Source organism: Sulfitobacter sp. S223, from assembly GCF_025143825.1.
Taxonomy (GTDB): Bacteria; Pseudomonadota; Alphaproteobacteria; order Rhodobacterales; family Rhodobacteraceae; genus Sulfitobacter.
On the sequence record NZ_CP083560.1, the window covers coordinates 226,626 to 248,484 of the forward strand.

The 21,859-nt window shown below is 55.8% G+C and carries 22 protein-coding genes, 2 tRNA genes and 1 riboswitch; of the genes, 13 read left to right on the forward strand and 11 right to left on the reverse strand.

Annotation, left to right across the window (positions count from 1 at the left end; genetic code table 11):
- Positions 1 to 28: 28 nt before the first annotated feature.
- A riboswitch (FMN riboswitch) is annotated at positions 29 to 185 on the reverse strand.
- Positions 186 to 249: 64 nt separating this feature from the next.
- From K3757_RS01075 to K3757_RS01095, 5 genes are all read left to right on the forward strand, one after another.
- Complete coding sequence (locus K3757_RS01075; RefSeq protein ID WP_259998482.1) at positions 250 to 873, forward strand: FMN-binding negative transcriptional regulator; 624 nt, start codon at positions 250 to 252, stop codon at positions 871 to 873.
- 69 nt (positions 874 to 942) lie between these two features.
- A complete protein-coding gene (locus tag K3757_RS01080) occupies positions 943 to 1,554 on the forward strand; it encodes a glutathione S-transferase (protein WP_259998484.1) in 612 nt (203 codons plus the stop codon).
- 179 nt (positions 1,555 to 1,733) lie between these two features.
- On the forward strand, positions 1,734 to 2,294 hold the full coding sequence (petA, locus tag K3757_RS01085; protein ID WP_259998486.1) for a ubiquinol-cytochrome c reductase iron-sulfur subunit: 561 nt from the start codon (positions 1,734 to 1,736) through the stop codon (positions 2,292 to 2,294).
- A gap of 12 nt (positions 2,295 to 2,306) precedes the next feature.
- The gene (gene petB, locus K3757_RS01090) at positions 2,307 to 3,650 is read left to right on the forward strand and encodes a cytochrome b (protein ID WP_259998488.1); all 1,344 of its coding nucleotides are present in this window, start codon (positions 2,307 to 2,309) and stop codon (positions 3,648 to 3,650) included.
- A 5-nt stretch (positions 3,651 to 3,655) separates the two neighbouring features.
- On the forward strand, positions 3,656 to 4,444 hold the full coding sequence (locus K3757_RS01095) for a cytochrome c1 (protein WP_259998490.1): 789 nt from the start codon (positions 3,656 to 3,658) through the stop codon (positions 4,442 to 4,444).
- A 402-nt stretch (positions 4,445 to 4,846) separates the two neighbouring features.
- On the opposite strand, the gene K3757_RS01100 is transcribed toward K3757_RS01095, so the two are convergent.
- From K3757_RS01100 to dapF, 3 genes are read right to left on the reverse strand one after another with little or no spacing between them, the layout of a single operon-like run.
- Positions 4,847 to 5,509, reverse strand: a complete 663-nt coding sequence (locus K3757_RS01100; RefSeq protein ID WP_259998492.1) for a Crp/Fnr family transcriptional regulator — start codon at positions 5,507 to 5,509, stop codon at positions 4,847 to 4,849.
- A 33-nt stretch (positions 5,510 to 5,542) separates the two neighbouring features.
- On the reverse strand, positions 5,543 to 6,796 hold the full coding sequence (gene mtaB / locus K3757_RS01105) for a tRNA (N(6)-L-threonylcarbamoyladenosine(37)-C(2))-methylthiotransferase MtaB (protein WP_259998495.1): 1,254 nt from the start codon (positions 6,794 to 6,796) through the stop codon (positions 5,543 to 5,545).
- The gene (dapF, locus tag K3757_RS01110; RefSeq protein ID WP_259998496.1) at positions 6,793 to 7,635 is read right to left on the reverse strand and encodes a diaminopimelate epimerase; all 843 of its coding nucleotides are present in this window, start codon (positions 7,633 to 7,635) and stop codon (positions 6,793 to 6,795) included. Before dapF ends, mtaB begins: the two co-directional genes overlap by 4 nt.
- A 96-nt stretch (positions 7,636 to 7,731) precedes the next feature.
- On the opposite strand from dapF, the gene K3757_RS01115 reads away from it, so the two are divergent.
- Positions 7,732 to 7,807, forward strand: a tRNA-Lys gene (locus tag K3757_RS01115).
- A gap of 72 nt (positions 7,808 to 7,879) precedes the next feature.
- Here K3757_RS01115 and K3757_RS01120 read toward each other — a convergent pair.
- Positions 7,880 to 8,794, reverse strand: a complete 915-nt coding sequence (locus K3757_RS01120) for an SMP-30/gluconolactonase/LRE family protein (protein WP_259998497.1) — start codon at positions 8,792 to 8,794, stop codon at positions 7,880 to 7,882.
- 162 nt (positions 8,795 to 8,956) lie between these two features.
- Between K3757_RS01120 and K3757_RS01125 the strand changes: the two genes are divergently transcribed.
- Positions 8,957 to 9,727: an SDR family oxidoreductase gene (locus tag K3757_RS01125; RefSeq protein WP_259998498.1), complete on the forward strand. Its 771-nt coding sequence runs from the start codon at positions 8,957 to 8,959 to the stop codon at positions 9,725 to 9,727.
- 62 nt (positions 9,728 to 9,789) lie between these two features.
- Here the strand turns inward: K3757_RS01125 and K3757_RS01130 are convergent, their stop codons facing one another.
- The 4 genes from K3757_RS01130 to K3757_RS01145 are packed head-to-tail and all read right to left on the reverse strand — an operon-like array spanning position 9,790 to position 13,244.
- A complete protein-coding gene (locus K3757_RS01130; protein ID WP_259998500.1) occupies positions 9,790 to 10,557 on the reverse strand; it encodes a LamB/YcsF family protein in 768 nt (255 codons plus the stop codon).
- Positions 10,554 to 11,582: a biotin-dependent carboxyltransferase family protein gene (locus K3757_RS01135; RefSeq protein ID WP_259998502.1), complete on the reverse strand. Its 1,029-nt coding sequence runs from the start codon at positions 11,580 to 11,582 to the stop codon at positions 10,554 to 10,556. Before K3757_RS01135 ends, K3757_RS01130 begins: the two co-directional genes overlap by 4 nt.
- Complete coding sequence (locus K3757_RS01140) at positions 11,579 to 12,316, reverse strand: allophanate hydrolase subunit 1 (RefSeq protein WP_259998504.1); 738 nt, start codon at positions 12,314 to 12,316, stop codon at positions 11,579 to 11,581. Before K3757_RS01140 ends, K3757_RS01135 begins: the two co-directional genes overlap by 4 nt.
- Positions 12,309 to 13,244 (reverse strand): hypothetical protein, encoded by a 936-nt coding sequence (locus K3757_RS01145; protein ID WP_259998506.1) that lies wholly within the window; start codon positions 13,242 to 13,244, stop codon positions 12,309 to 12,311. The genes K3757_RS01140 and K3757_RS01145 overlap by 8 nt, the downstream gene beginning before the upstream one ends.
- Positions 13,245 to 13,778: 534 nt before the next feature.
- Between K3757_RS01145 and K3757_RS01150 the strand changes: the two genes are divergently transcribed.
- Positions 13,779 to 14,555: an IclR family transcriptional regulator gene (locus tag K3757_RS01150; RefSeq protein WP_259998508.1), complete on the forward strand. Its 777-nt coding sequence runs from the start codon at positions 13,779 to 13,781 to the stop codon at positions 14,553 to 14,555.
- Here the strand turns inward: K3757_RS01150 and K3757_RS01155 are convergent.
- Both K3757_RS01155 and K3757_RS01160 read right to left on the reverse strand, forming a co-directional pair.
- A complete protein-coding gene (locus K3757_RS01155) occupies positions 14,532 to 15,761 on the reverse strand; it encodes a winged helix-turn-helix domain-containing protein (RefSeq protein ID WP_259998510.1) in 1,230 nt (409 codons plus the stop codon). The two genes, K3757_RS01150 and K3757_RS01155, sit on opposite strands and share 24 nt — an antisense overlap.
- Positions 15,758 to 16,795 (reverse strand): LacI family DNA-binding transcriptional regulator, encoded by a 1,038-nt coding sequence (locus K3757_RS01160; protein ID WP_259998512.1) that lies wholly within the window; start codon positions 16,793 to 16,795, stop codon positions 15,758 to 15,760. Before K3757_RS01160 ends, K3757_RS01155 begins: the two co-directional genes overlap by 4 nt.
- A gap of 198 nt (positions 16,796 to 16,993) precedes the next feature.
- On the opposite strand from K3757_RS01160, the gene K3757_RS01165 reads away from it, so the two are divergent.
- The 5 genes from K3757_RS01165 to K3757_RS01185 all read left to right on the forward strand — a co-directional run bounded on the left by K3757_RS01165 (position 16,994) and on the right by K3757_RS01185 (position 21,370).
- Positions 16,994 to 17,070, forward strand: a tRNA-Arg gene (locus tag K3757_RS01165).
- Positions 17,071 to 17,225: 155 nt separating this feature from the next.
- Positions 17,226 to 18,080: a hypothetical protein gene (locus tag K3757_RS01170; RefSeq protein WP_259998514.1), complete on the forward strand. Its 855-nt coding sequence runs from the start codon at positions 17,226 to 17,228 to the stop codon at positions 18,078 to 18,080.
- Positions 18,077 to 18,550 (forward strand): MobC family plasmid mobilization relaxosome protein, encoded by a 474-nt coding sequence (locus tag K3757_RS01175; protein ID WP_259998516.1) that lies wholly within the window; start codon positions 18,077 to 18,079, stop codon positions 18,548 to 18,550. The genes K3757_RS01170 and K3757_RS01175 overlap by 4 nt, the downstream gene beginning before the upstream one ends.
- The gene (locus K3757_RS01180; RefSeq protein WP_259998518.1) at positions 18,544 to 20,067 is read left to right on the forward strand and encodes a relaxase/mobilization nuclease domain-containing protein; all 1,524 of its coding nucleotides are present in this window, start codon (positions 18,544 to 18,546) and stop codon (positions 20,065 to 20,067) included. The genes K3757_RS01175 and K3757_RS01180 overlap by 7 nt, the downstream gene beginning before the upstream one ends.
- 172 nt (positions 20,068 to 20,239) lie before the next feature.
- The gene (locus K3757_RS01185) at positions 20,240 to 21,370 is read left to right on the forward strand and encodes a Fic family protein (protein ID WP_259998520.1); all 1,131 of its coding nucleotides are present in this window, start codon (positions 20,240 to 20,242) and stop codon (positions 21,368 to 21,370) included.
- A 124-nt stretch (positions 21,371 to 21,494) separates the two neighbouring features.
- Here K3757_RS01185 and K3757_RS01190 read toward each other — a convergent pair whose 3' ends face one another.
- Entirely contained in the window at positions 21,495 to 21,785 is a 291-nt protein-coding gene (locus tag K3757_RS01190) for a HigA family addiction module antitoxin (RefSeq protein WP_259998522.1), read from the reverse strand.
- Between the last annotated feature and the right edge of the window lie 74 nt (positions 21,786 to 21,859).

Here is a 21,859-nt window from a genome sequence, read left to right on the forward strand (position 1 = left end):
TCGCACCTCGGAAGATGTGTCCAAAACCCTGCATTCTCTTCCATCCGGACTTTAACCGTCGGCTCCGGCATCTCACCGGATCTGCTTGTCCAATACTCCCCTGTTACGGGGCGCAGTGCGCTCGCGGGCTCGGAGGTGACCTCCATACCGCCGGTGGGGAATTTCACCCCGCCCTGAGAATAGGTGCAGATTGCCAAGCAAGGCGAACCTCTGCAATAGCTTATCTGTCTATTTACGCAGGAGCATCCGATGCATCCCAATCCGGTTTTTCATGATGCGAGCGTGTCTCGCAATATTGCTTTTGCGCGGAAGCGGGCATTCGGCGTGTTGGCAGTGGCAGCCGACGGAGCGCCGCATGTCAGCCATGTACCGTTTTTATTGAATAAGGACGCAACCAGCGCTGATCTGCACTTGGTGCGTTCTAATCCTATTGCGCGTATGGGCGAGGGGCCGCATTCAGCCAAGATCATCGTGTCTGGCCCTGACAGCTATGTTTCCCCGGATTGGTATGACCTGCCGGATCAGGTGCCAACATGGAACTACGTCGCGGTGCATCTGACCGGAACGTTGAAGCAGCTGCCACACGAAGCCATGCAAGAGATGCTGGACCGACAGTCTGACGCGTATGAATCACAGCTACTTCCCAAAACCCAATGGACGACGCAGAAGATGACGCCTGAAGTACTGGAAAAGATGATGCGTATGATCGTGCCATTCCGGTTCGCCATTACAGGCGTAGATGGGACATGGAAGTTGGGCCAAAACAAGCCTGAGGCGGCAAGGACGGCGGCCGCAGAGCAGATGGAAGAATACGGCATCGGCAGCGAGGCAGAGAGCCTTGCGGCCATGATGCGGAATCTTGATCACACCTAACAGGCGGTTGCGTTGAGGGCCGTTCAGGTAAAGAGTGTGGGCAAAAGCGCTTGGCAAAGGATTACCCGCATGAAGCTCTATTACGCTCCGACATCGCCCTATGTCCGCAAAGTCATGATTCTTCTCGAAGAGACGGGGCAGCTTGACGATGTTGAACTGATCAATGTCGCGACAACGCCTGTCGCTGCGGACCCTGCGCTTTTGTCAAAAAACCCATTGGCCAAAGTGCCCGCTTTGGAACGGCCCGATGGGCCGACGTTATATGATAGCCGTGTCATCACAGCCTATCTTGATGCCCGCGGCGGAGACACGCTTTATCCTTCGGGGGCGCGGCGTTGGGATACATTGACGCTAGAAGCGACTGCGGATGGTATTCTGGATGCGGCGCTATTGATGACCTATGAGACGCGCCTGCGTCCCGAAGACAAGCGGATGCCGGAATGGGTTGATGGCCAGTGGGATAAGATCGCGCGCAGTGTTTCTGCGCTTAATACCCGCTGGATGAGCCATTTGAACGGTCCGTTAGACATGGGGCAGATCGCTGTGGCCTGTGGGCTGGCCTATGTCGATTTCCGGCATGACGCACGCGGTTGGCGCAAAGGAAATGACGGACTGGCGGCGTGGTTCAAGGCATTCGAATCGCGGCCATCAATGCAGTCGACAGTGCCGCCTGCCGCGTAATTAGCGTTAAAGCGGATCAATTCAGTGTTTATTTTAGGTCACTGCGACCCTTTGCGCGTTTAAACCATCTGGACGACAACGATACTGCAAGTTAGATACCGCACCAATATCCGGCGCATTGGGACAAGTGCGTCTTAATACCTGTTGGCCTCAATTGGCCCAATTACGGAGAAACCGACGTGTCACAAGCTGATGATATCGAAGGCAACCGGAGGGATTTCCTCTATTACGCTACTGCAGGTACAGGCGCTGTAGCTGTAGGTGCCGCTGTTTGGCCGCTGGTCAACCAGATGAACCCTTCTGCTGATGTGCGGGCTCTGTCCTCCATCCGCGTCGATGTCAGTGGCGTTGAGCCTGGCACGCAGTTGACCGTCAAATGGCTCGGTAAGCCGGTATTCATCCGTCGCCGGACAGAAGAAGATATTGAAAAGGGTCGCGCGGTTGAACTGTCCGATCTGCCGGACCAAAACGCCGAGAACGAGAATATCGCCGCTGACGCGCTTGCCACCGACGAGAACCGCACAATGGATGAAGCCGGCGAATGGCTGGTCATGATGGGTGTGTGTACGCACCTTGGTTGTGTGCCTCTTGGTGACGCCGGCGATTTCGACGGTTGGTTCTGCCCTTGCCACGGGTCGCATTACGATACCGCTGGCCGAATCCGTAAAGGGCCAGCGCCGACGAACCTTCCCGTTCCCGTCGCAGAATTCCTCGACGAATCCACATTGAAACTCGGTTAAAGGAAACAACTTATGTCTGGAATTCCTCACGACCATTACGAACCGAAGTCAAACGGCGAAAAGTGGCTGCACAGCCGCCTGCCTGTTGTTGGCCTCGCCTATGACACGTTGATGATCCCTACACCCAAGAACCTGAACTGGATGTGGATTTGGGGCATCGTTCTGACCTTCTGTCTTGCGTTGCAAATCGTGACCGGCATCGTGCTAGCCATGCACTATACGCCTCACGTCGATGAGGCGTTCGCTTCGGTCGAGCACATCATGCGCAACGTGAACGGCGGCTACATGCTGCGGTATATGCACGCCAACGGTGCGTCTTTGTTCTTTATCGCCGTGTACGCCCACATCTTCCGCGGCCTGTACTATGGTTCATATAAAGCGCCGCGTGAAATCACGTGGATCATCGGCATGCTGATCTATCTGCTAATGATGGGTACCGCGTTCATGGGCTATGTGCTTCCTTGGGGGCAGATGTCCTTCTGGGGCGCTACCGTTATCACCGGCCTGTTTGGGGCGATCCCGTTGATTGGTGAACCGATCCAGACACTGCTTTTGGGTGGTCCTGCTGTTGATAACGCGACATTGAACCGCTTCTTCTCGCTGCATTACCTGCTGCCCTTCGTGATTGCCGGTCTTGTGATCCTGCACATCTGGGCCTTCCACACGACAGGCAACAACAACCCTACGGGTGTTGATGTGCGCCGCACGTCCAAGGAAGATGCAGCGAAAGACACGCTGCCGTTCTGGCCCTACTTTGTAATCAAGGACCTGTTCGCACTGGCCGTGATTCTGGTAGTATTTTTTGCAGTCGTCGGTTTCATGCCGAACTACCTTGGTCACCCTGACAACTACATCGAAGCGAACCCGCTGGCGACACCAGCGCACATCGTGCCCGAATGGTACTTCCTACCGTTCTACGCGATCCTGCGTGCCTTCACGTCCGAAGTGTGGGTCGTGATCATTGCCGAGACGCTGACCGGCGGTATCGTGGATGCGAAATTCTTCGGTGTGCTTGCGATGTTCGGTGCGATCGCTGTTATGGCCGCTGTGCCATGGCTTGATACAAGCCGCGTCCGCTCTGGCCGCTATCGCCCGATGTTCAAGTGGTGGTTCTGGCTGTTGGTTGTCGATTTCTTCGCCCTGATGTGGCTGGGTGCGATGCCAGCGGAAGAGCCCTACGCGAGCTTCTCGTTGATTGCTTCCACATATTGGTTCGCCTATTTCCTCGTTATCCTACCTCTGCTTGGTGTGATCGAGAAACCGTTGGCAGAGCCTGAAACGATCGAAGCGGACTTTGACGCGCACTATGCGCCAAAAGTCGGCGGCACGACCACAATCGTGAACCCAGCGGAGTAACTGAGATGAACATTATTAAAGCAACACTCGTCTCCGCCGTATTGGCATTGACTGCACCTGCTGCCTTTGCAGCGGGTGCGGAAAGCAGCCACAAGATCGACAACATCGACTTTTCGTTTGATGGTCCTTTCGGCTCCTATGACGTGAACCAGCTGCAACGCGGTCTGCAAATCTACACCGAAGTATGCTCGGCCTGTCACGGGTTGAAGTTTGTGCCATTGCGCACACTCGGTGATGAGGGCGGTCCACACATGCCCGAAGATCAGGTGATCGAGTATTCAAAGCAGTTTGAAGTATTCGACGCTGAACTGGATGATTTCCGTCCTGCGACGCCTGTTGATCACTTTCCACAGTCGGCATTGTCCAATGCACCTGACCTGTCCCTGATGGCCAAGAAACGCGCGGCGTTCCACGGCCCTTACGGTCTGGGTATCAACCAGTTGATGAAAGGCACAGGCGGCGCCGAGTACATCGCAGCCCTGATGCACGGTTACACTGGTGAGGAAAAAGAGCAGGCCGGCACAACCTTCTACGAAAACCACTACTTCCCTGGTGGTTGGATTTCCATGGCACCACCGCTTTATGATGAAGCGGTAGAGTTTCAGGACGGCCACGATAACAGCCTCGAAGCGATGTCTGAGGATGTTGCAGCGTTCCTGATGTGGACGGCTGAACCAAAGATGGGCGCGCGTAAGCAAGCCGGTTTTGCGGGTGTTGTTTTCCTTACCCTGCTGTCAGTTCTGCTGTACCTCACAAACAAGCGTCTTTGGGCGTCGGTCAAACGTAAAGACTGACCAGTTCTTAAGCGTGAGATTCAAACGCCCGCAGGTTTTGCCTGCGGGCGTTTCTTTTTGGTTTTTGCTCTAGGGCGATAACGTCGTTCAATAGATGAGATCCAAAAAAATCGTCCCTCCAGATCGCTAAATCTGAAGGGACGCAGCTGCCGTAAACCAAAAAATGTGGCCGCCAGCGTGTCGTATAATAAATATATTAAATATGGTTGGGAGGCGCTTGCTTTCACAAGGCCCCGGGTCAGAAGGCTTAGCCCCCCTAGCCGCATGCCCAAAACCCATCGTTCTATCTGGCCGTGAGACGCTTCGAGTATAAAAGCGCTTTTGCCTCAGGGGCCGGTCTCTCTATGAAACCATAATGCCCGCTGTTTGCACGATGTGTCTGTGAATTAGATCACACTGGCGTCAAAAATTTTCCGCGTCGGCTACCATTTTCAATCCCTCAGGATCAACCACTGTGATTGTGCTGCGCCCAAGCTGGATCAGGCCCTCACGTTTCCACATCGAGAGCGTCTTCGAGACGGTCTCGCGCGTGGCGCCGACAAAAGCCCCGAGATCGGCGTGGGACATGTTCAGTGCATTTGGACTAGAGCCCGATAGATGCAGGATTTTTCGGGCCAAACGCGTTGTCACATCCATAAAGACTTGTTCGTGATACTGGGTCGACATCCACCGCATGCGCAGTCCTGCCAACTCGATCAGATCAATGTAGAGGTCGGGCTGGGCGCGCAGTGCATCATGCACATCTTCGTTTCTCAATCCCCAGACTTCTGTTGGTTTGGTCGCGGTCAGCGTTGCAGTGCGCGGACCGGGTGCGAAAAACGCGATTTCACCCAGCAGTTCGCCCGCATGCATCATATCGAGGCCGAGCTTTTTTCCCCCTGCTGATGTGACACTGACTTCGAGCTCGCCCGATATCACAGCAAAAAGCGAATCGCCCTGATCACCCTGTTCAAATAATATTTCACCAGCGGCCAGACGGCGACGCACAGCGAGGGCGGACACCATATTGCGTAATTCCGGAGAGGCCGTCGCGAGAAAGCCGATGTCAGATAGGGATGTCGTCAAGAGATTAAGCCCGGCACTAGAGGAGGTTTCAGCTTACGCGTGCAATCCGGTGCCTGTCTGCCCCTGAATTTGTGTTTGTACGATTGAGCCCTCGGTTTGTGGCGACTCAAACCTGACCTCGGCAAATTGTTCGGTCCGGCCCATATGCGGGTTCTCCATCAGCACCGAATGGGTTCGGCCAATCTGCGCTGACAAATGTGCGTGTACTTGCGCTTCGCCCTCTGCGCGCAACCGGGCCGCACGCGTTTTGATTGTTGCCCCGTTTACAGCAGGCATGCGTGCCGCTGGGGTGCCTTCACGGGCCGAATAGGGAAAGACGTGCAACCAGGTTAGGTTGCACTCTGTCACGAGTTTGAGTGAGTTTTCAAACATCGCGTCTGTTTCAGTGGGGAAGCCAGCGATGATATCAGCACCGAAAGTCATCTCAGGCCGCAACTTGCGGGCTTCGGTGCAAAAGTTGATCGCGTCATCGCGCAAGTGGCGGCGCTTCATCCGTTTGAGAATCATATCGTCGCCGTGTTGCAGCGACAGGTGTAGATGCGGCATCAACCGTGGTTCGGTTGCGATGGCCTGCATCAGGTTTTGATCCACTTCGATCGAATCGATAGAGCTGATGCGCAGACGTGGCAAATCAGGCACCAGCTTGAGAATCCGCATTACCAGATCGCCCAAGCGCGGAGTGGCCGGCAGGTCAGCGCCCCACGAGGTGAGGTCAACGCCGGTCAGCACAACTTCATTATAACCTTTCCCGACAAGCCGTTTGATCTGCTCGACCACGACACCGGCAGGCACGGAGCGTGAATTGCCGCGACCGTAAGGGATGATGCAAAAAGTACAGCGGTGATCGCAGCCGTTTTGCACCTGAACATAGGCGCGGCTACGCGTCCCAAAGCCATCGATCAGATGGCCTGCTGTTTCGGTTACGGACATGATATCGTCCACCTGAAGCGCTTCTGTCTCGCCAATAAAATCCGCAGCGAGCCCCTGCCAAGTCGCGCCTAACATTTTTTCTGTATTCCCGATGACGGCATCGACTTCGGGCATGGCGGTGAAGGTCGCAGGCTCTGTCTGGGCGGCGCAGCCCGTCACGATAAGCCTTGCGTTGGGATTCGCTTTGCGCAGTTTGCGGATATCCTGGCGCGCTTTGCGCACCGCTTCCGCGGTGACAGCGCAGGTGTTGACGACCACTGCATCGCGCAGACCGGCATCAGTGGCCAGTTCTTTCATGGCCTCCAGTTCATACTGGTTCAGGCGGCACCCGTGGTTTGAGAATACAGGCGCGCTCATTGATGCTTCTCGATGAATTGACGTGTCAGTGTGCCGTCGGCCACATGCATCGTTTCTCCGGTCATCCAGACGCCATCATCGCGCCAATCGATCTGAAGGCTACCGCCGTCAAGATCAATTCGCACTGTGCGCCCCGTCAGGCCCCTACGGGCCGCAGCGACTGCTGTGGCACAGGAAGATGATCCGGAAGCTAGGGTGATTCCCACGCCCCGCTCCCATACGCGCATGCGAATGTGGTCCTTCCCGACAACCTGCGCGACCTGCACATTGGTCCTCTGGGGGTACAGTGGGTGGTGTTCGTATGTGGCGCCGAAGGCGTCCAGATCAACGGCCATGACGTCATCTACAAAGAAGGTGCAGTGCGGGTTCCCCATACCTGTCGCAACCGGTGCGCCGTCAATTGGAAGAGAAAGTGTGTCCAATGCCTTTGTCAGCGGAATTTCATCCCACGCCATTTGCGGGTGCCCCATGTTCACCGAAGTCAGCCCTTCGCCAGCGTCGCGGGCGATCAAATCTCCACGGTCTGTCGTCAGGTGCAACTGCTCCTTGCCACTTTCGTCCATCAGGTGGCGGGCAATGCAACGAGTCGCGTTCCCGCAGGCCGCTGACGTAGATCCATCCGCATTATAAAAGGTCAAATGCGCATCACCCGTTCCCTGAGTGATAACAGCAATCTGGTCAAAGCCGATTCCCGTGTGTCGGTCCGCAATGGCCCGCACAAGTGCCTCTGACAGCGGAAAATCACGCGTCCGCGCATCAAAAACGACGAAGTCGTTTCCGAGCCCGTGCATTTTCATGAAGGGTAACGAAGTGGCTGTGGCTCTGGTCATTATGGGCATATAGCGGGAGCGTATCGTTTATTCCAGCAGTGCGATGAAAATTAGTGCTTTATGGGGTTGACCCTTTCGGTGGAGCTTTCTAAACACCGCGTCAGTGGGCCCTTAGCTCAGTTGGTAGAGCAACTGACTTTTAATCAGTAGGTCGTTGGTTCGAACCCAACAGGGCTCACCACTTTTTCAAATATAGTGACGTTGAAAAGGTGGCGATCAGCCACGCCCTTCGGGGCATGGTATCGTTGGTGATCTATCCATTAAAGCTGAGTCGAAGCCCCGGCGATGGCCAACGTGCATGATACAGGCAACCCGTACCCGAAGCCGTGATGTAGGCGTCCTGCATGTCAGGTCCGCCAAAACAGATGTTGGTGGTGTAAGGATCTCCCGGAACTTCGATGAAAGTGACAGGACCGCCATCCGTCGGCACCACGCTGATTCCCCCACGCATCAATGTTGCCACGCAAATCTGCCCGTCTGCTTGCACGGCGAGGCTATCCAGCAGCTGATAGTCGGGCAGCGTTGCGGTCAACCGTCCCGGCATCGTGAAAGGCAAAGCGGCAATTTCACCGGGCGCGATTAGATCATAGCTCCAGATGCGGCTAGTTCGGGTCTCAGCCACGTGTACAGTCTTGCCGTCAGGGGACAGTCCAATCCCGTTGGGCGTAATCATAGGGCCATGCACACGCCGGATGTCGCTTCCATCTGGCTTGGCATAATAGAAGGCACCGTGGTGGACATACTCTGACGTCGATTTGCCCAGATCAGTGAAATAGAATCCCCCTTCGGCATCAAAGACAATGTCGTTCGGGCCTCGTAACGGCTGGCCGTCACAGCTGTCATAGAGCGTTTCGAAGCTTCCAGTTGTAGGGTCAACGCGTTGGATGGAGCCGCTTACATAGTCGGGTGGGGTGCCGATAGGGCGCGCAATGCCATCTGTTTCGGTCCAGACGAATCCGCCATTATTACAGACGTAGATCATGCCATCCGGACCAATCGCTGCGCCGTTAGGGCCGCCACCAAGATCGGCGATGACATCAATGCGGCCATCCGGATGCACCCGGGATAAAGTCTTTCGCCGGATTTCCACAAGGATGATTGAACCATCTGCCATGGCAATCGGCCCTTCTGGAAAGCCCAGTCCGCCACATATCTTTGTCAGTTTCATGATAGTTCTCCCGATTGATCCATCCCGAATGGAACGTTAGCAGCCAAAACCCGCGGCACAAAACTTCTTATGGCAGCTGGAGCCTCTGGTTGCGCATGATGGACAAACACCCGTTTGTGTGAGTTTCTTTCCCCTGAGATGATAGCAACAGGGAGAGCTGATATGGGAACGCTTGCGGGAAAGATTGCGTGGATCACGGGTGCCGGTGGTGGCATCGGCGAAGCGTCGGCAAAAGCATTGGCCCAGAGCGGCGCCTATGTTGTTCTGTCCGGTCGCCGTGAAGACGAACTGCAGCGGGTGATGTCAGAGATCGAATCTGCTGGTGGAAAGGCAGAAACAGCACAGCTTGACGTGGTCAACGCTGAAGCGACGCAAGCAATCGCAGATGATCTGGCTGCGCGGTTTGGCGGTGTCGATATTTTTATGGCAAATGCGGGTATCAACATCCCGAACCGATCTGTCGGCGCGGTGACTGCCATGGATTTTGCCAAAGTGGTTGATGTGAATCTGAACGGTGTGATGAACGGTGTCCTCGCGGTGCTACCGCATATGCGTGAGAAGGGGGCTGGAACGCTTATCCTGACCTCGTCTTGGGCGGGCCGTCATCCATCGCGCCTGACAGGACCGGCGTATAGTGCCTCTAAGCACGCAGTCGTGGCGCTGAGCCATTCTATCAATCAGGATGAAGGCGTAAACGGCATTCGGTGTACAGCGTTGATGCCAGGTGAGGTTGCCACGCCCATCATGAACTCACGCCCCAAGCCCCCCTCCAAAGAGGATATGGCAAAGATGCTTACGGCTGAGGATTTGGGCGCAATGGTCCGGTATATCGCCGAAGCTCCGCCACATGTCTGCGTGAATGAAGTGTTGATAAGCCCCACATGGAACCGCAGCTTTGTAGGGGTGGCTGAAATGGGTGGCATCAAATTGTGAGACTTTGTGACCGCCCGGTCAGACTTGGAGTGCAGATAACACGGGTAGTATTTTGCTCATGCTCATCGTTTGTCAAACGTCTGCACAGTGATGCCTGCACTCTCAAGGGCTGAACGAACGGACCGGGCGATCTCTACCGCTGTAGGTGTGTCTCCGTGCAGGCAGATTGTATCAATAGAGGCGGGGATGTGTTTGCCGCTATCGGTGATGATGGCACGCGCCTTAACCATTTCCACCATTCGCGCGCCCGCGATGGCTGGGTCATGGATAACGGCACCTTCAATGCTGCGGTCTACCAAAGTCGCGTCATCGTTATACGCGCGATCAGCGAAGATCTCTCCGGCCCAGCCACATCCCAGTTCTTCCACCGCTTGTTGATGTGCCGTTGCGGCAAGAATCATGACGATAAGGTCAGGATCAACCGACAGAGCGGCCTCATAGAGATCGCGGGCCAGCACCGGATCTTCGGATGCCATGTTTGACAATGCGCCGTGCAGTTTGAGGTGACGCACCTTTGCACCGATGCTGCGCGCCATGCCGATGCTCGCGGCGACCTGATAGCGGATCTGGTTTTGCAAAGTAGCGCGAGGGACGGACATCCGGTTGCGCCCGAAACCCGCCAAGTCCATGAACCCCGGATGCGCACCGATGCCCACACCGTTCGTATGGGCCAGCGTCATGGTCGCTGACATCACGTCGGCGTCGCCAGCGTGGCCACCGCAGGCGATATTGGCAGAGGTCACTGTGCGCAGAAGGGCAGCATCATCGCCCATGCGCCATGGTCCAAAGCTTTCTCCCATATCTGCATTCAGGTCTACGCGCATGGTCATTCCTCGATTGTTAAGTGGTTAGTGGTGGCAGAGATCGCGCCGCTGATTAATTGATAGGATAGCAGATCACGAATGCTGGCGGGGTCACGCAATAGTGGCACGACTGTCGCGGCAAGGCTTGCGCGGCTGGAGGCTGCTCTCTGCTCGATCGTGCGGGCGTCTTCCAACGCTATAAACTCAAAGGATAAGATCGCACCGGCGGGTGCTTGTGCGACACGGCCCAGATCGGATGGAAGCACTGTGGCGATGCGGGGGTAACCGCCCGTCGTCTGGGATTCGCACATCAGAACGAACGGGGCACCGTCACCAGCGATCTGAATATCACCGGTGACGATGACGTCCGAAAGGATGGTCAGTTGGTCGGCCGCCACGAAAGGGGCGCCATCGTGATCCATGCGCACGCCCATCCGGTTGCCACGTGGGTCGCGGCGAAAGGCGGTCTGCGCAAAGCGTTCTTGGGTGCCAGTGTCAAATTGATCGGTCTGCATCGAGGCCGTGATGCGAATGCGCCCGCCATCAAACCGGTTTTCGACAGGTAGCGTAAGGCCGGTCTCCGACCCTTTGTCCTTGCCTGTTGGGAGGGTGTCACCAGCGACAAGAGCAGCCCCCAGTCCAGCGCTCAGATGGGCCCCGCGTGCACCCATCATCACTGGTGTGTCAATGCCCCCGCCAACATGGAGATAGCCATATGTCCCGCTGCGCGCGCCACCGATCTTTAACGTAGCGCCTGCCGTCAGAAGGTGGCTTGCGTTCCAGACAAGGGGCGCATCATCCAGCGTGGCAGTCATCGGCGCACCAGTCAGAGCAATGCGCATATCCGCGCTGGCCCGAAAGCTGCCACCCATGCCCACCATTTCCAACGCCGCCAGATTGGCAGGCTGACCCAGCAAAGCTGCTCCTTCATAAAGCGCTAGCCGGTCTGCGGCGCCGCCCTGTGTCAAACCTTGCGCAAGGTACCCTGTCCGCCCCATATCTTGCACGGTCACGGCGGGACCGCATGACAGAACTTCCAAAACGCCGCTCATGCGAGCACCTGCCGCTGCGCGCCGCCGTTGCCGGACGTGTCGCCTTGCACGATGCCTTCATACTCGGCCGCAGTAACCGATGGAAACTGTAGTTCGTCCCCGGGCGAAAGCGGAAAGGGTGTGGTGTGATCAGGCCGGAAGGTGCGGAACGCCGTTTGCCCCACGTGACGCCAGCCAGTGGGGGAAGCATTGGTGAAGATGATCAACTGACGAATTGCCACCACCAGCGCGCCAGCGGGTACAGATTTGGTCAGCGCCTGTTGGCGCGGAATGTTCCAGTGCGGGGGGAGCTCTCCGGTATAGGGCTGACCAGGGGCAAAGCCGATGGTGAGGACACGCACACGCGCTGATGATAGCTCTTGTATCGCAGTCTCGGCGGAGACTCCCGCAGCTTCAGCGGCCTCTTCTAGCTGCGGTGCTGCCTCGGTGCCATAGAGCGTAGGGATCTCCCATAGAGTACGGCCTGCTGGTAAGGGAGCGCTGAACCAGTCGGTTGTCCCGATAAGCGCTTGAAGCTTTTCAATCAGCTCTTGGGGGGCATTGGCTGCCAGATCAACACTGACAAACGTGGACACAAGTGATGTCGATGTTTCACGTACCTCTGGCCAAACTTGTGCTTCAACAGCCGCGCGAAAGGCGATTGCAGCACGGTTCGCTGGCTCGCTCATTTCATTGCCGAACTGGATCAGCAAACCCGACAGACCAACAATCCTGATGCGCGGAAATTCAGCCATCATGTAGTGCCTTTCGGTAGAGCGGTGGGAGTAGAATAGGAGTTAGGTACATTGGTAACTGCCAGCAACCTATGAAAATCAGAATAGGGGCCAATGCATCGGGCGGCAAGGCAACCAGAAAAAGAGCGACGTTTCTATTGCCGGCCCCGATTGCCAAAGGACCGGCAACAGCATGCAATCGTGTTTTCCGCAGGGACAGCAGTGTAGCCGTCTGCAATCCATAGCTTATTGAGAACGCAAGAACAGCCCAAAGAACCACCTGCAAAGGAGCAGTGCGTAATGCGCCATTCAGGGGGGCCATTAGCGCGATCACGATCACACAAAAAGCGAGCACCGACGCTCCGTCGAGGGACTGCACCTGTTCTGCTGATGGGGCTGGGTAAAATTTAGCACGCAGGGCAAATCCCGCTACGGTGGCCGCCAAGATTACCAGCAGCACCAAACCAGCCGAGCAAAGCACGTCAGATGGTGTGCCCATTTGCGGAAATAGTAAAAGGATGGGCAGCGCGGTGATTGGAAAAACCGCAGTTCCTAACACCATGATTTGCATCATCCGCCCTGCATCCAACCCCAACAAAAGCGCCAGATTGGTGCTGCCTGAAATTGCCGGCGCAGCAGTAACAAGAACCAGTGCAAATGCAGCGGGTGTCTGCGCCAGTCCCAGCACGTGCAGTACGCCAAGGCACGCAAGTGGAAGGATGAGTTGCAGCAAGGCAATGGCGGTCAGTCCCCACCGCAGGTCCCGTACGGCGCCACGCGCCGCTCTGTGTCCGATGCGCAATGCCGTGATCGTCAGAAGAGCAGCCACCATAACAGGTAGCCAAGGGGCCAGCCATTTGGCCAACGTTGGAAACAAGAGACCAGTCGCCAATCCTATCACAAGACAAGCGCGCGCATGACGGGAAACAAGGCGAAAAAAGTCGGCCATCAGTCGTCACTGCGTGTAACATAGCGGTGCATTGGGGTCTCCTGTCCGGAGAACAGACCAGAGCAACTCAACAAACGCAATGCCCTGCGCGACACAGTAAAAATCGGCTGACTTCAATCGTTGTTTAATCTTTTCAGATCATAGCATTGGGCGTAGTCTGATTTGGGTGTGGAGATGACTTCGGGACAGCACGTCCTATGGGTAAGAAAGGGGCCATATCTTTCGATTCGAAGCATGAAACCTGAATAGTTGAAGATGCTTACGCTTGGTTTACCGGAAGTTGAAAATATTCGTTTTCTTTTGGTGCTATTTGAAGGTGTGGTTCGCTCTGCTTTTCTGGAACTCCCAGTATTAAAACTAAAAGTCTCAATTATTATTGAGTTTTTTCGGAAAATTAGAACAAAGCTTTTACGCAACCTAAAATTGATATGAAACCGATACTAACGTGTTGCTTTGCCTAGATTCCTGCTTATCGTAACGACTTGCCTACTAAAGTTTTAATTTTTGATCTGTGAATTTAGGAAATAGTGCTCGATGAAAAGTGATCCCAGTCCGATAGAAAAGACAATCCCGACAAACCTGAGATTGCTTTTACTGTTGGAAGAACTGGCGCGCATCGGCACACCGACGACACCAACGGCTGCAAATGAAATTCTGGGCCTGCCAAAGCCTACTATCCACAGACTATTTCATACCCTGGAAGAAGAGGGTTTCTTACAGCGGAACATTGATGGCCGCTCTTACTCTCCGGCGCCGCGGCTGCGCAATTTTGCAGCATCGGTTCTTTCTTCCTCACAGGTTCGGATGGTGCGCAAAACAGTGCTTGAGGCATTGGCGCGCGATGTGGGGGAGTCTTGTGCCATCATAGTGCCGGAAAAGCACGCTATGGTCCGGCTTGAACAAGCGGAAACGCACCGGCCGCTGAGGATTCAGCTTCCGCAGGGCAATAAGATGCCTTTCCATAGCAGCGCTTCTGGAAAGCTCTATCTCAGCTCGCTTAATCCGCGCTTGTTTGAAAAGTATGTTCGCTCAGCCTCGTTGGAGGAGCATACGCGCCATACGTTGACCTGCCCGGAAACGCTGGCATCCGAAATCGCGCAGACACGCAAACGCGGATACGGGATTAATAATCAGGAATACATGGACGGATTGGTCGCCATTGCTGTGCCGCTAAAGGACAAGCAGGATCGCCTGTTATCGATCCTGTCTATTCAAGCACCGGCGCTGCGGACGACTGTCGAAGACCTGATTTCCTTTTTGCCAAGGCTGAAGGCAGCAGCGGCAGAGCTAACCGAATTGGTGCTGCATTGACGGTTTGAGCCAATCGGGTTCAAACCGGATCTCGGATACACCAGCAAGCCGCTTGATCCTGTCCAGTTCGGCCTCTAGTGCAGATTGCCTGCCCTTTCCCCACTGCACCCCGTGCTCTGGCCAGAGTGCGCGAACCCGCAAGGTGTCTTTCCCGCGAAAAGCCTTCATGTCGACGCGCCCGACCAATCGTTCACCTTGCAGTAAAGGAAACACGTAGTAGCCAAAAATGCGTTTGGCTTCGGGCACGAAAACTTCGATCCTGTAGTCAAAGCCGAACAGGAAGTTGGCGCGTTTGCGATCACGCAACGCAGGATCAAAAGGGCTAAGCACACGTAAGCGGGCAGGGGCCACAGTATCGGCCGCGGGATCATCCAATATACCGGGCCGCGCAAAAGCGCGCTTTAAGCTGCCATCGGCACCGACAATTTCGATCTCTTCTATCGCACCTTTCTGCAGCGCGTTTGCACACCATGCCTTGACCTCGGCTGAGGTGGCATGCCCCCAGAACGCCGCGATTTCACCGGAAGTTGCAAAACCGAGCCTGTCCAGCGCACCGGAACAGCTCCAGTCTATCGTTTCTGTCTCCGTAGGTGCGACATCTGAAGACCAGAGGTCGGTGTCCAGTGATCGTGATGTCAGATCGTAGCGTTTTTGAAACCCCTCGCGGCCAACCACATGCAATGCACCACTGCGCCACAGATATTCCAGCGCTGTCTTTGACGGGTGCCAATCCCACCAGCCGCCAGAGCCGCGGGCCTCCCCTCTGCCGACATCTGAAGAGCCACATGCACCTGCATCACGGATGTGATCCAGCACGGCTTGCAACTGCTCTTCGAATCCGCCACGCCGCCAGTTGCGCCATTGCTTGCGCAGCTTTGCCGCGTCGCGCGTGCGCCGCATGTGCCACTGTGGATAGAACTGCAGCGGAATTACTGCAGCGTCGTGGGTCCAATGCTCGAACAGATCTTTGTCGCGTTCGTAAAGCTGTTTGAGATGTTGCGGGCGATAACGAGGTTTGCGGGCAAACAGAATCAGGTCATGCGCACGCGCAACAGTATTGATGCTGTCGAGTTGCACAAAGCCCAGCCGCTCAATCAACTTGAGCAGATCAGAGCCATGGGCTGCGCCTTGGGGGGGCTCCAACAGAGCGTGCCGATCCAGAAATATCCGCCGCGCGGCAGTATTCTGCAGGCGCGGCAGGCTCATCCGCGACTGCGGCGGCTTAAGGTATCTCCCAAGGATAGCGTCGGCTTCATCGTTACGCTGGTCGGCATGTCAGGGTCAGGATCGGAGCTGGAGGCGTTTAAGATGATCTTTGCAGCTGCAACGCCAATCTCGCGGCGGCAAGCATCTGTCGTTGCCAGCTGACGTGGAAGGCCTGCCAACAATTCCACCCCGTTAAACCCCGCAAGGCCAATCTGTCCGGGAACGTCAATCCCTTTGTCTAGCAAGTGCAATAGGCCACCGGCCCCAATCATATCATTAGAGTAATAAAGGAAATCCAGATCGGGAGATCGCTCTAGCATTTCCTGCGTCATCTCACGCCCCTTCAGAAGCGCAGAGCCGCCGGAATAAAAGGCGCGGTCTTCAATTTCGATCCCTTCTTTAGCCAAGGCTTCGGTGAAGCCTTCGAACCGTTTGCGTGCGCGGTGGTCCAGCGGCATCTTGGTTCCCAGAAAACCGATCCGCTCATAGCCTTCGCGCAGGATCGCCCGCGCCATATCGCGCCCCGCCTGACGGTGAGAAATGCCAACAACTGCATCCACCGGATTTCCGTCAACATCCATAATCTCAACCACAGGAATGCCCGCGTTAAGCAACATCGCACGCGTCGCCTCTGAATGTTCAAGACCAGCAATGATAACGCCCGAGGGACGCCAAGACAGCATTTCGTAAAGGACCTGCTCCTCTTTTTCGGGGCGGTAATCGGTCACGCCAACAACAGGCTGTAACGGTGTGTCATCAAACGCCGCATTGATTCCGTTAAGCACTTCGGGGAAGACCATGTTGCTGAGGGACGGAATGATAACCGCCACCAGATTGACCCGTTGGGACGCAAGCGACCCTGCGATCTGGTTTGGCACATAGCCAAGCTCTTTGGCTGCAGCGAGAACGCGTTCGCGCGTTGTTGCAGAAACATCGCCGCTTTTGCGCAAAACGCGGCTTACCGTCATCTCCGAGACGCCACAGGCCTCTGATACGTCGCGCAGCGTGAGGGGGCGTTTGGGAGGCTGAGACACTATATTTATCCTACGGTAACTTAGGTTGGTTCCAGCGTAATCGGTCGGAGGGAGACAGGCAATCGGCGATGTGCGCTACGTGATTTAGCTTTTTGTGGCGGCATAAGCCCAAATGACTTCACATGATGCGGCAGGAACATGTCTCCTACGTGTCTCGCCTCTGGATCAGCTCTCCACTTTAGGCTAACACAACGCCGTGGTCCCGTGGCTCAACTGGATAGAGCAGCCCCCTCCTAAGGGGCAGGTTGCAGGTTCGAATCCTGCCGGGGTCACCAAAACCGCCTGAAAAATATGGCTTATTTGCAAGGGGTTCTGTAGAAGCGTGCAGAAACACCCGTGAGCTTTCGCGCCGAATTCTGCTGAAACGGCGGAAATCTCGTACAAAACCTGTACAAAATTCGCACGTACTTGCGCATCTTGGGGCCTTCCAATGAGCTGGCGGGTTGCAAACACATGCGCGGAACGGAAGTTCGGCAGCGCAACGCGCAAGCAGATCATCATGTTCTTGGCCGACAAGGCGAGCGATGACGGTTCTGGCATCTGGTGTTCCAAGGGAACGATTCAGCGGCATACGGAGCTAGGCGAGACCACGGTCAAACGAACCGTCCGCGAGTTCTTGAAGGAAGGCATCCTAGTCGAGACTGGCGCACGGACCTGCAAGAACGGTTTCACCGTTGTCTACCGGATTGATCTGACCAAGGTCGAAGCGCTGGAGCCCACGCTTGAACCCGAGATCGAGACGGGGTCCACAGTGGCCCCCGTCCAGTCTGGCCCCGGTACGGGGGCCACTGTGGCCGGGGTACCGGGGCCACCACGGCCCCCAAACCATCCTAAAACCATCCATAAACCACCTACGCGCAGGCGCGAGGCGGCGGAGGATGAAGAAGCTGAGAAGACTTTGGGAGCCTATCCACCCGACCGACTGCGGGGCAAAGCGGCCTGCTTTGCCAAAATCGAAGAGGCCATCAAGGAAGGGATCGCACCGGAGAGCTTGTTGCAGGCGGTCCAAGCCTATGCCACCGACAGTGCAGGGTTCACCCGCTCCAAGGTGTGCTTTTCCGACAACTGGTTCCAGTCACGGCGCTGGCAGGCCTATGTCGAGAAGCAAGCGGAGGACCGAGAAAAGGCGGCTGCTTTGGAAGCCGATCACCACAAACGGCTGGCCTGCTGGATCAGTGATCGCAGCCCGATGTGCAAACACATCACGGGCACCCAAGTGACGGCTTTGCTTGCCTCAAAGTTGGTGACACAGGCCCAAATCCACGCCGCAGGCCTCAGATCATGACCGCTACCGATCTCACCGAAGAGCAAACAGCAAGGCGACCCATGTCATACGCTGGCGCTGCTGACACGGGACCTTGCGAGGGGCGGCAAGCCTCCCCTTCGAACCCCACCGGTGCTGGCAAAGCCCGCACCAAAGAGCCGCTCACCGAGACGTTCGTCTTCCGGTGCACAGCGGCAGAGAAGGCCCAGTTGCGCGCCAAGGCAAACGCTGCTGGCTTGCCCGCTGCGACCTTGCTGCGCGAGGCGCTTGGCCTGACCGAGGCCCGCCGTCGCAAGCCCATCCCCCGCGTCGATCCGGCGCTAGTGCTCGCCGTCGGGCGCATCGGCGGCAACCTCAACCAGATCGCCCGCTGGCTGAACAGCGCGATGCTGGCGGGCCGCGTGGACCTCGACGCGCTGACTGTTGCCCGCCGCCTGTTGACCATCGAACGCCAGCTGTCCCAGATCGTCGAGGCAGCCCGCCGATGCTGATCAAGTTTTTCCGCAACGGCAAAGGCGCGGGTGCGGGTCCGGTCGGGTACCTTGTCGCTGACAAGGTGCTGGCCTACGACGACAACCGCGACCTGATCCGCGATGCAGACGGCCAGCCTGTTACCGTTACGCGGGAGCCCTTGCCCGAGGTCTTGCGTGGCAACCCCGACCGCACTGAAGCCTTGATCGACGCCAGTCGCCACCAGTGGACCTACCGCGCGGGCGTGATCAGCTTTGCCGCAGCCGATGCCCCGACCGAGGAACAGCAGGCCGAGGTCATGGACCACTTCGAGCGTCTGGCCTTCGCGGGGCTGGACCCGACGCAATATGACATGCTCTGGGTCCGACATACCCACGAAGACCGCGTTGAGCTTCACTTCTGTACACCGCGCTTGGAGCTGACCTCGGGCCGAAGCCTGAACATCGCGCCGCCCGGCTATGAGAAGGCCTTCGATAGTCTCCGCGACGTGATGAACCAGCGTTACAGCTGGGCCGACCCGATGGAGTTGGAGCGGGTCCAAGAGGTCCGCGACACCATTGAGACCCCAACCCGCGCCCAAGGCCGCGACGAGCTACATGCGTGGCTGCAGGACCAGATCAGCGTTGGCTACGTCACCGACCGCGCAAGCATGCTCGACGCCCTGACTGATGCGGGCTTCGACATCCCGCGAGCGGGCAAAGCTTACCTGACCGCCCAAGACCCCGACACCGGCGAGCGCTGGCGTTTGAAAGGAGAAATTTTCCATGAAAACTGGCAAGCCGACCCGGCTGAGCGAGAAGCTGAACGCGGAACTGGACACGATCCGGCAGGACTACGCCGCCTCGATGGCATCCCAGCTCGAGAGCTTCAGGACCGATTTGAGCAAAGTTGCGACCATCGCGCATCGTACAATCGAGATCGATACCCGTACCTTTCTGCGACAGAACAAGAGCTGGCTGACGATCTCGCCCTGGCTGATCACGGGGACATTCTTGGTGGGGATCGTCTCGATGATGGCCGCGAGCTTGCTTTGGACGCTGATGCTGACGAGCTCGGAATTGACGGAACTGGGCCTGACGCGGATCGACAGGGAGGACGCGACATGGCTGGTGTTGGACCCGACAAAGACGCGGCTGAGGACCTGCACACTGGGCGACAGGTCAGTGACCTGCATCAAGATCGAGGAGGATTAGATGATGACACCCCTGACAGCCTTGGAACGCGACTTGCTCGCCTGCGTCGAGCGGTTGGTGACGGCCTGCGAAACCTCAGCAAAGGAATTGAGCGGGTTAGAGGCACTCTCGACGACCAGGATGCAGAGCCAGATGGATGGATTGGCCGCTTGCGTGTCGGTGCTCATTCAATCGCAAACAGCGTCCGTGGCTGCGTTGCACGGCTTGTTGAACGAGGGCTCGAACTACGGGAGGCTGCGCACGCAACTCGAGACCAGCTTGAAATTAGTGAAAGCCGCCGAAGAGAGGTTGAAACAGAGCTAGAGGAGCGGGAGGTCGAGATGGACCGAGGGATGACGCATTGACGGTGGGATGATGTTTGCTGCCTTTGTCATTGTGACAACAAGCCCGAGTTCATGAGTAGACAGCGGCGACTGCTAACTCGTGTGATTCAAAAATTGCACTTTTGTCGACATACGAAGCTCTGTATGTTGTAAAAAATGAATTTTTTAGACATACGATGATTGGTATGATTACATGAGCGCCAAGACAACTACCATAACTAGAGAAACCCTCGTTGAACGATACCAAATACCGCCGCTGCCACCACATTCTGATCTAGAAACGCGGAAGGTTCTGAAGGCATTGACGATCGCTCACAAAAACCTTGCTGAGCTGAAAGGTCGCGCGGGTAGCATCCCTAACCAAGGCATACTCATTGATACCCTAATGCTTCAAGAGGCTGCTGCGAGTTCGGAGATTGAAAACATTGTTACAACTCAAGATGAGTTGTTTCAAATCGATAGCCGGAAAGGAATTTACCCATCTCCTGAAGCTAAAGAAGTAGGCATGTACGGAGAGGCATTAAGGCTGGGATATTCCCAGTTGATTGAGAAAGATGGCATGATCAGCAGCAACCAAATCATTGCCCTCTTTCAAACTCTTAAGGGCAGTACGGATGAATTCCGAAAGATGCCTGGGACCGCGCTTAAGAACGAAAGTTCTGGCGAAATAGTATATGTTCCACCACAATCTCACAGTGATATATTGGATCAGATGCGAGCGCTTGAGCACTTCATTAACACAAAAGAGGAAACGGACCTAGATCCACTCGTTTCGATGGCCCTTATTCATCATCAATTTGAAAGCATTCATCCGTTTTCAGATGGGAATGGACGCATTGGGCGCATTTTGAACGTGCTCTACCTATGCAGGGTCGAACTCCTCGAGATTCCGATATTATACATCAGTCGCTATATCACCCGAAACAAAGGTGAATACTACAGACTGCTTCAGCACACGCGCGACACTTTGGAGTGGGAACCGTGGTTGCTTTACATGGTCAAAGCGGTCTCAGAGACGGCTAAAGAGACTACTGAACTTGTTTTTGGAATCAAACAGTTAATGTCGGAGTACAAGAACCGCATTAAGCGTGATCATCCCAAATTATACTCACATGAACTCGTCAATAACTTATTCCGCCACCCATACACCCGCATTGAATATGTCATCGAAGAAGTAGGTGTGGGCCGACAGACTGCAGGCCGGTATCTCGACCAACTTAACCAGTCAGGTCTTTTGGAGAAAGTGAAAGTTGCCCAAAGCAACTATTATATCAACGCACCGCTTGTTCGGTTGCTTTCACAAAATGGCTCTGCGTCACGCTAGACTGTTAATAAAATATTTAGTCACAAATACCACTTGATTGTGGCAAGAAGCAGCTAACAGCGGCCAAAAACAGTTTTGATAAAAAAGGAGCGCTGTAAGTCGAGGTGGCGCTCGGACTGACGTGCTAATCGGTTATGATTGGCTCGATATTAGAAACGTCAATTTCTCTGAACGCGACCGCCAAGTCGTAATTCGTCTGCAAATTTACCCAATAAGCTGGGGTCGTGTTGAAAACGCGGGCGAGCCTCAGCGCCGTATCGGGCGTGATGTCCGTCGCGCCCTTTATCAATCGCTCTATCCGCGTCCGAGGCACATCTAGACGCCGCGCAAACGCGATTGCCTCCAGCTTTAAAGGATCAAAGTAAAGTTCTTTCAGGACTTCACCGGGGTGCATTGGTTCTTCAAGCATGCGCATGATCTCATCCTCTCAAGGGTAACCGACAATCGCAATATAGGCAGGGCGGTTCGGCATCCAGACAAAGCAGATGC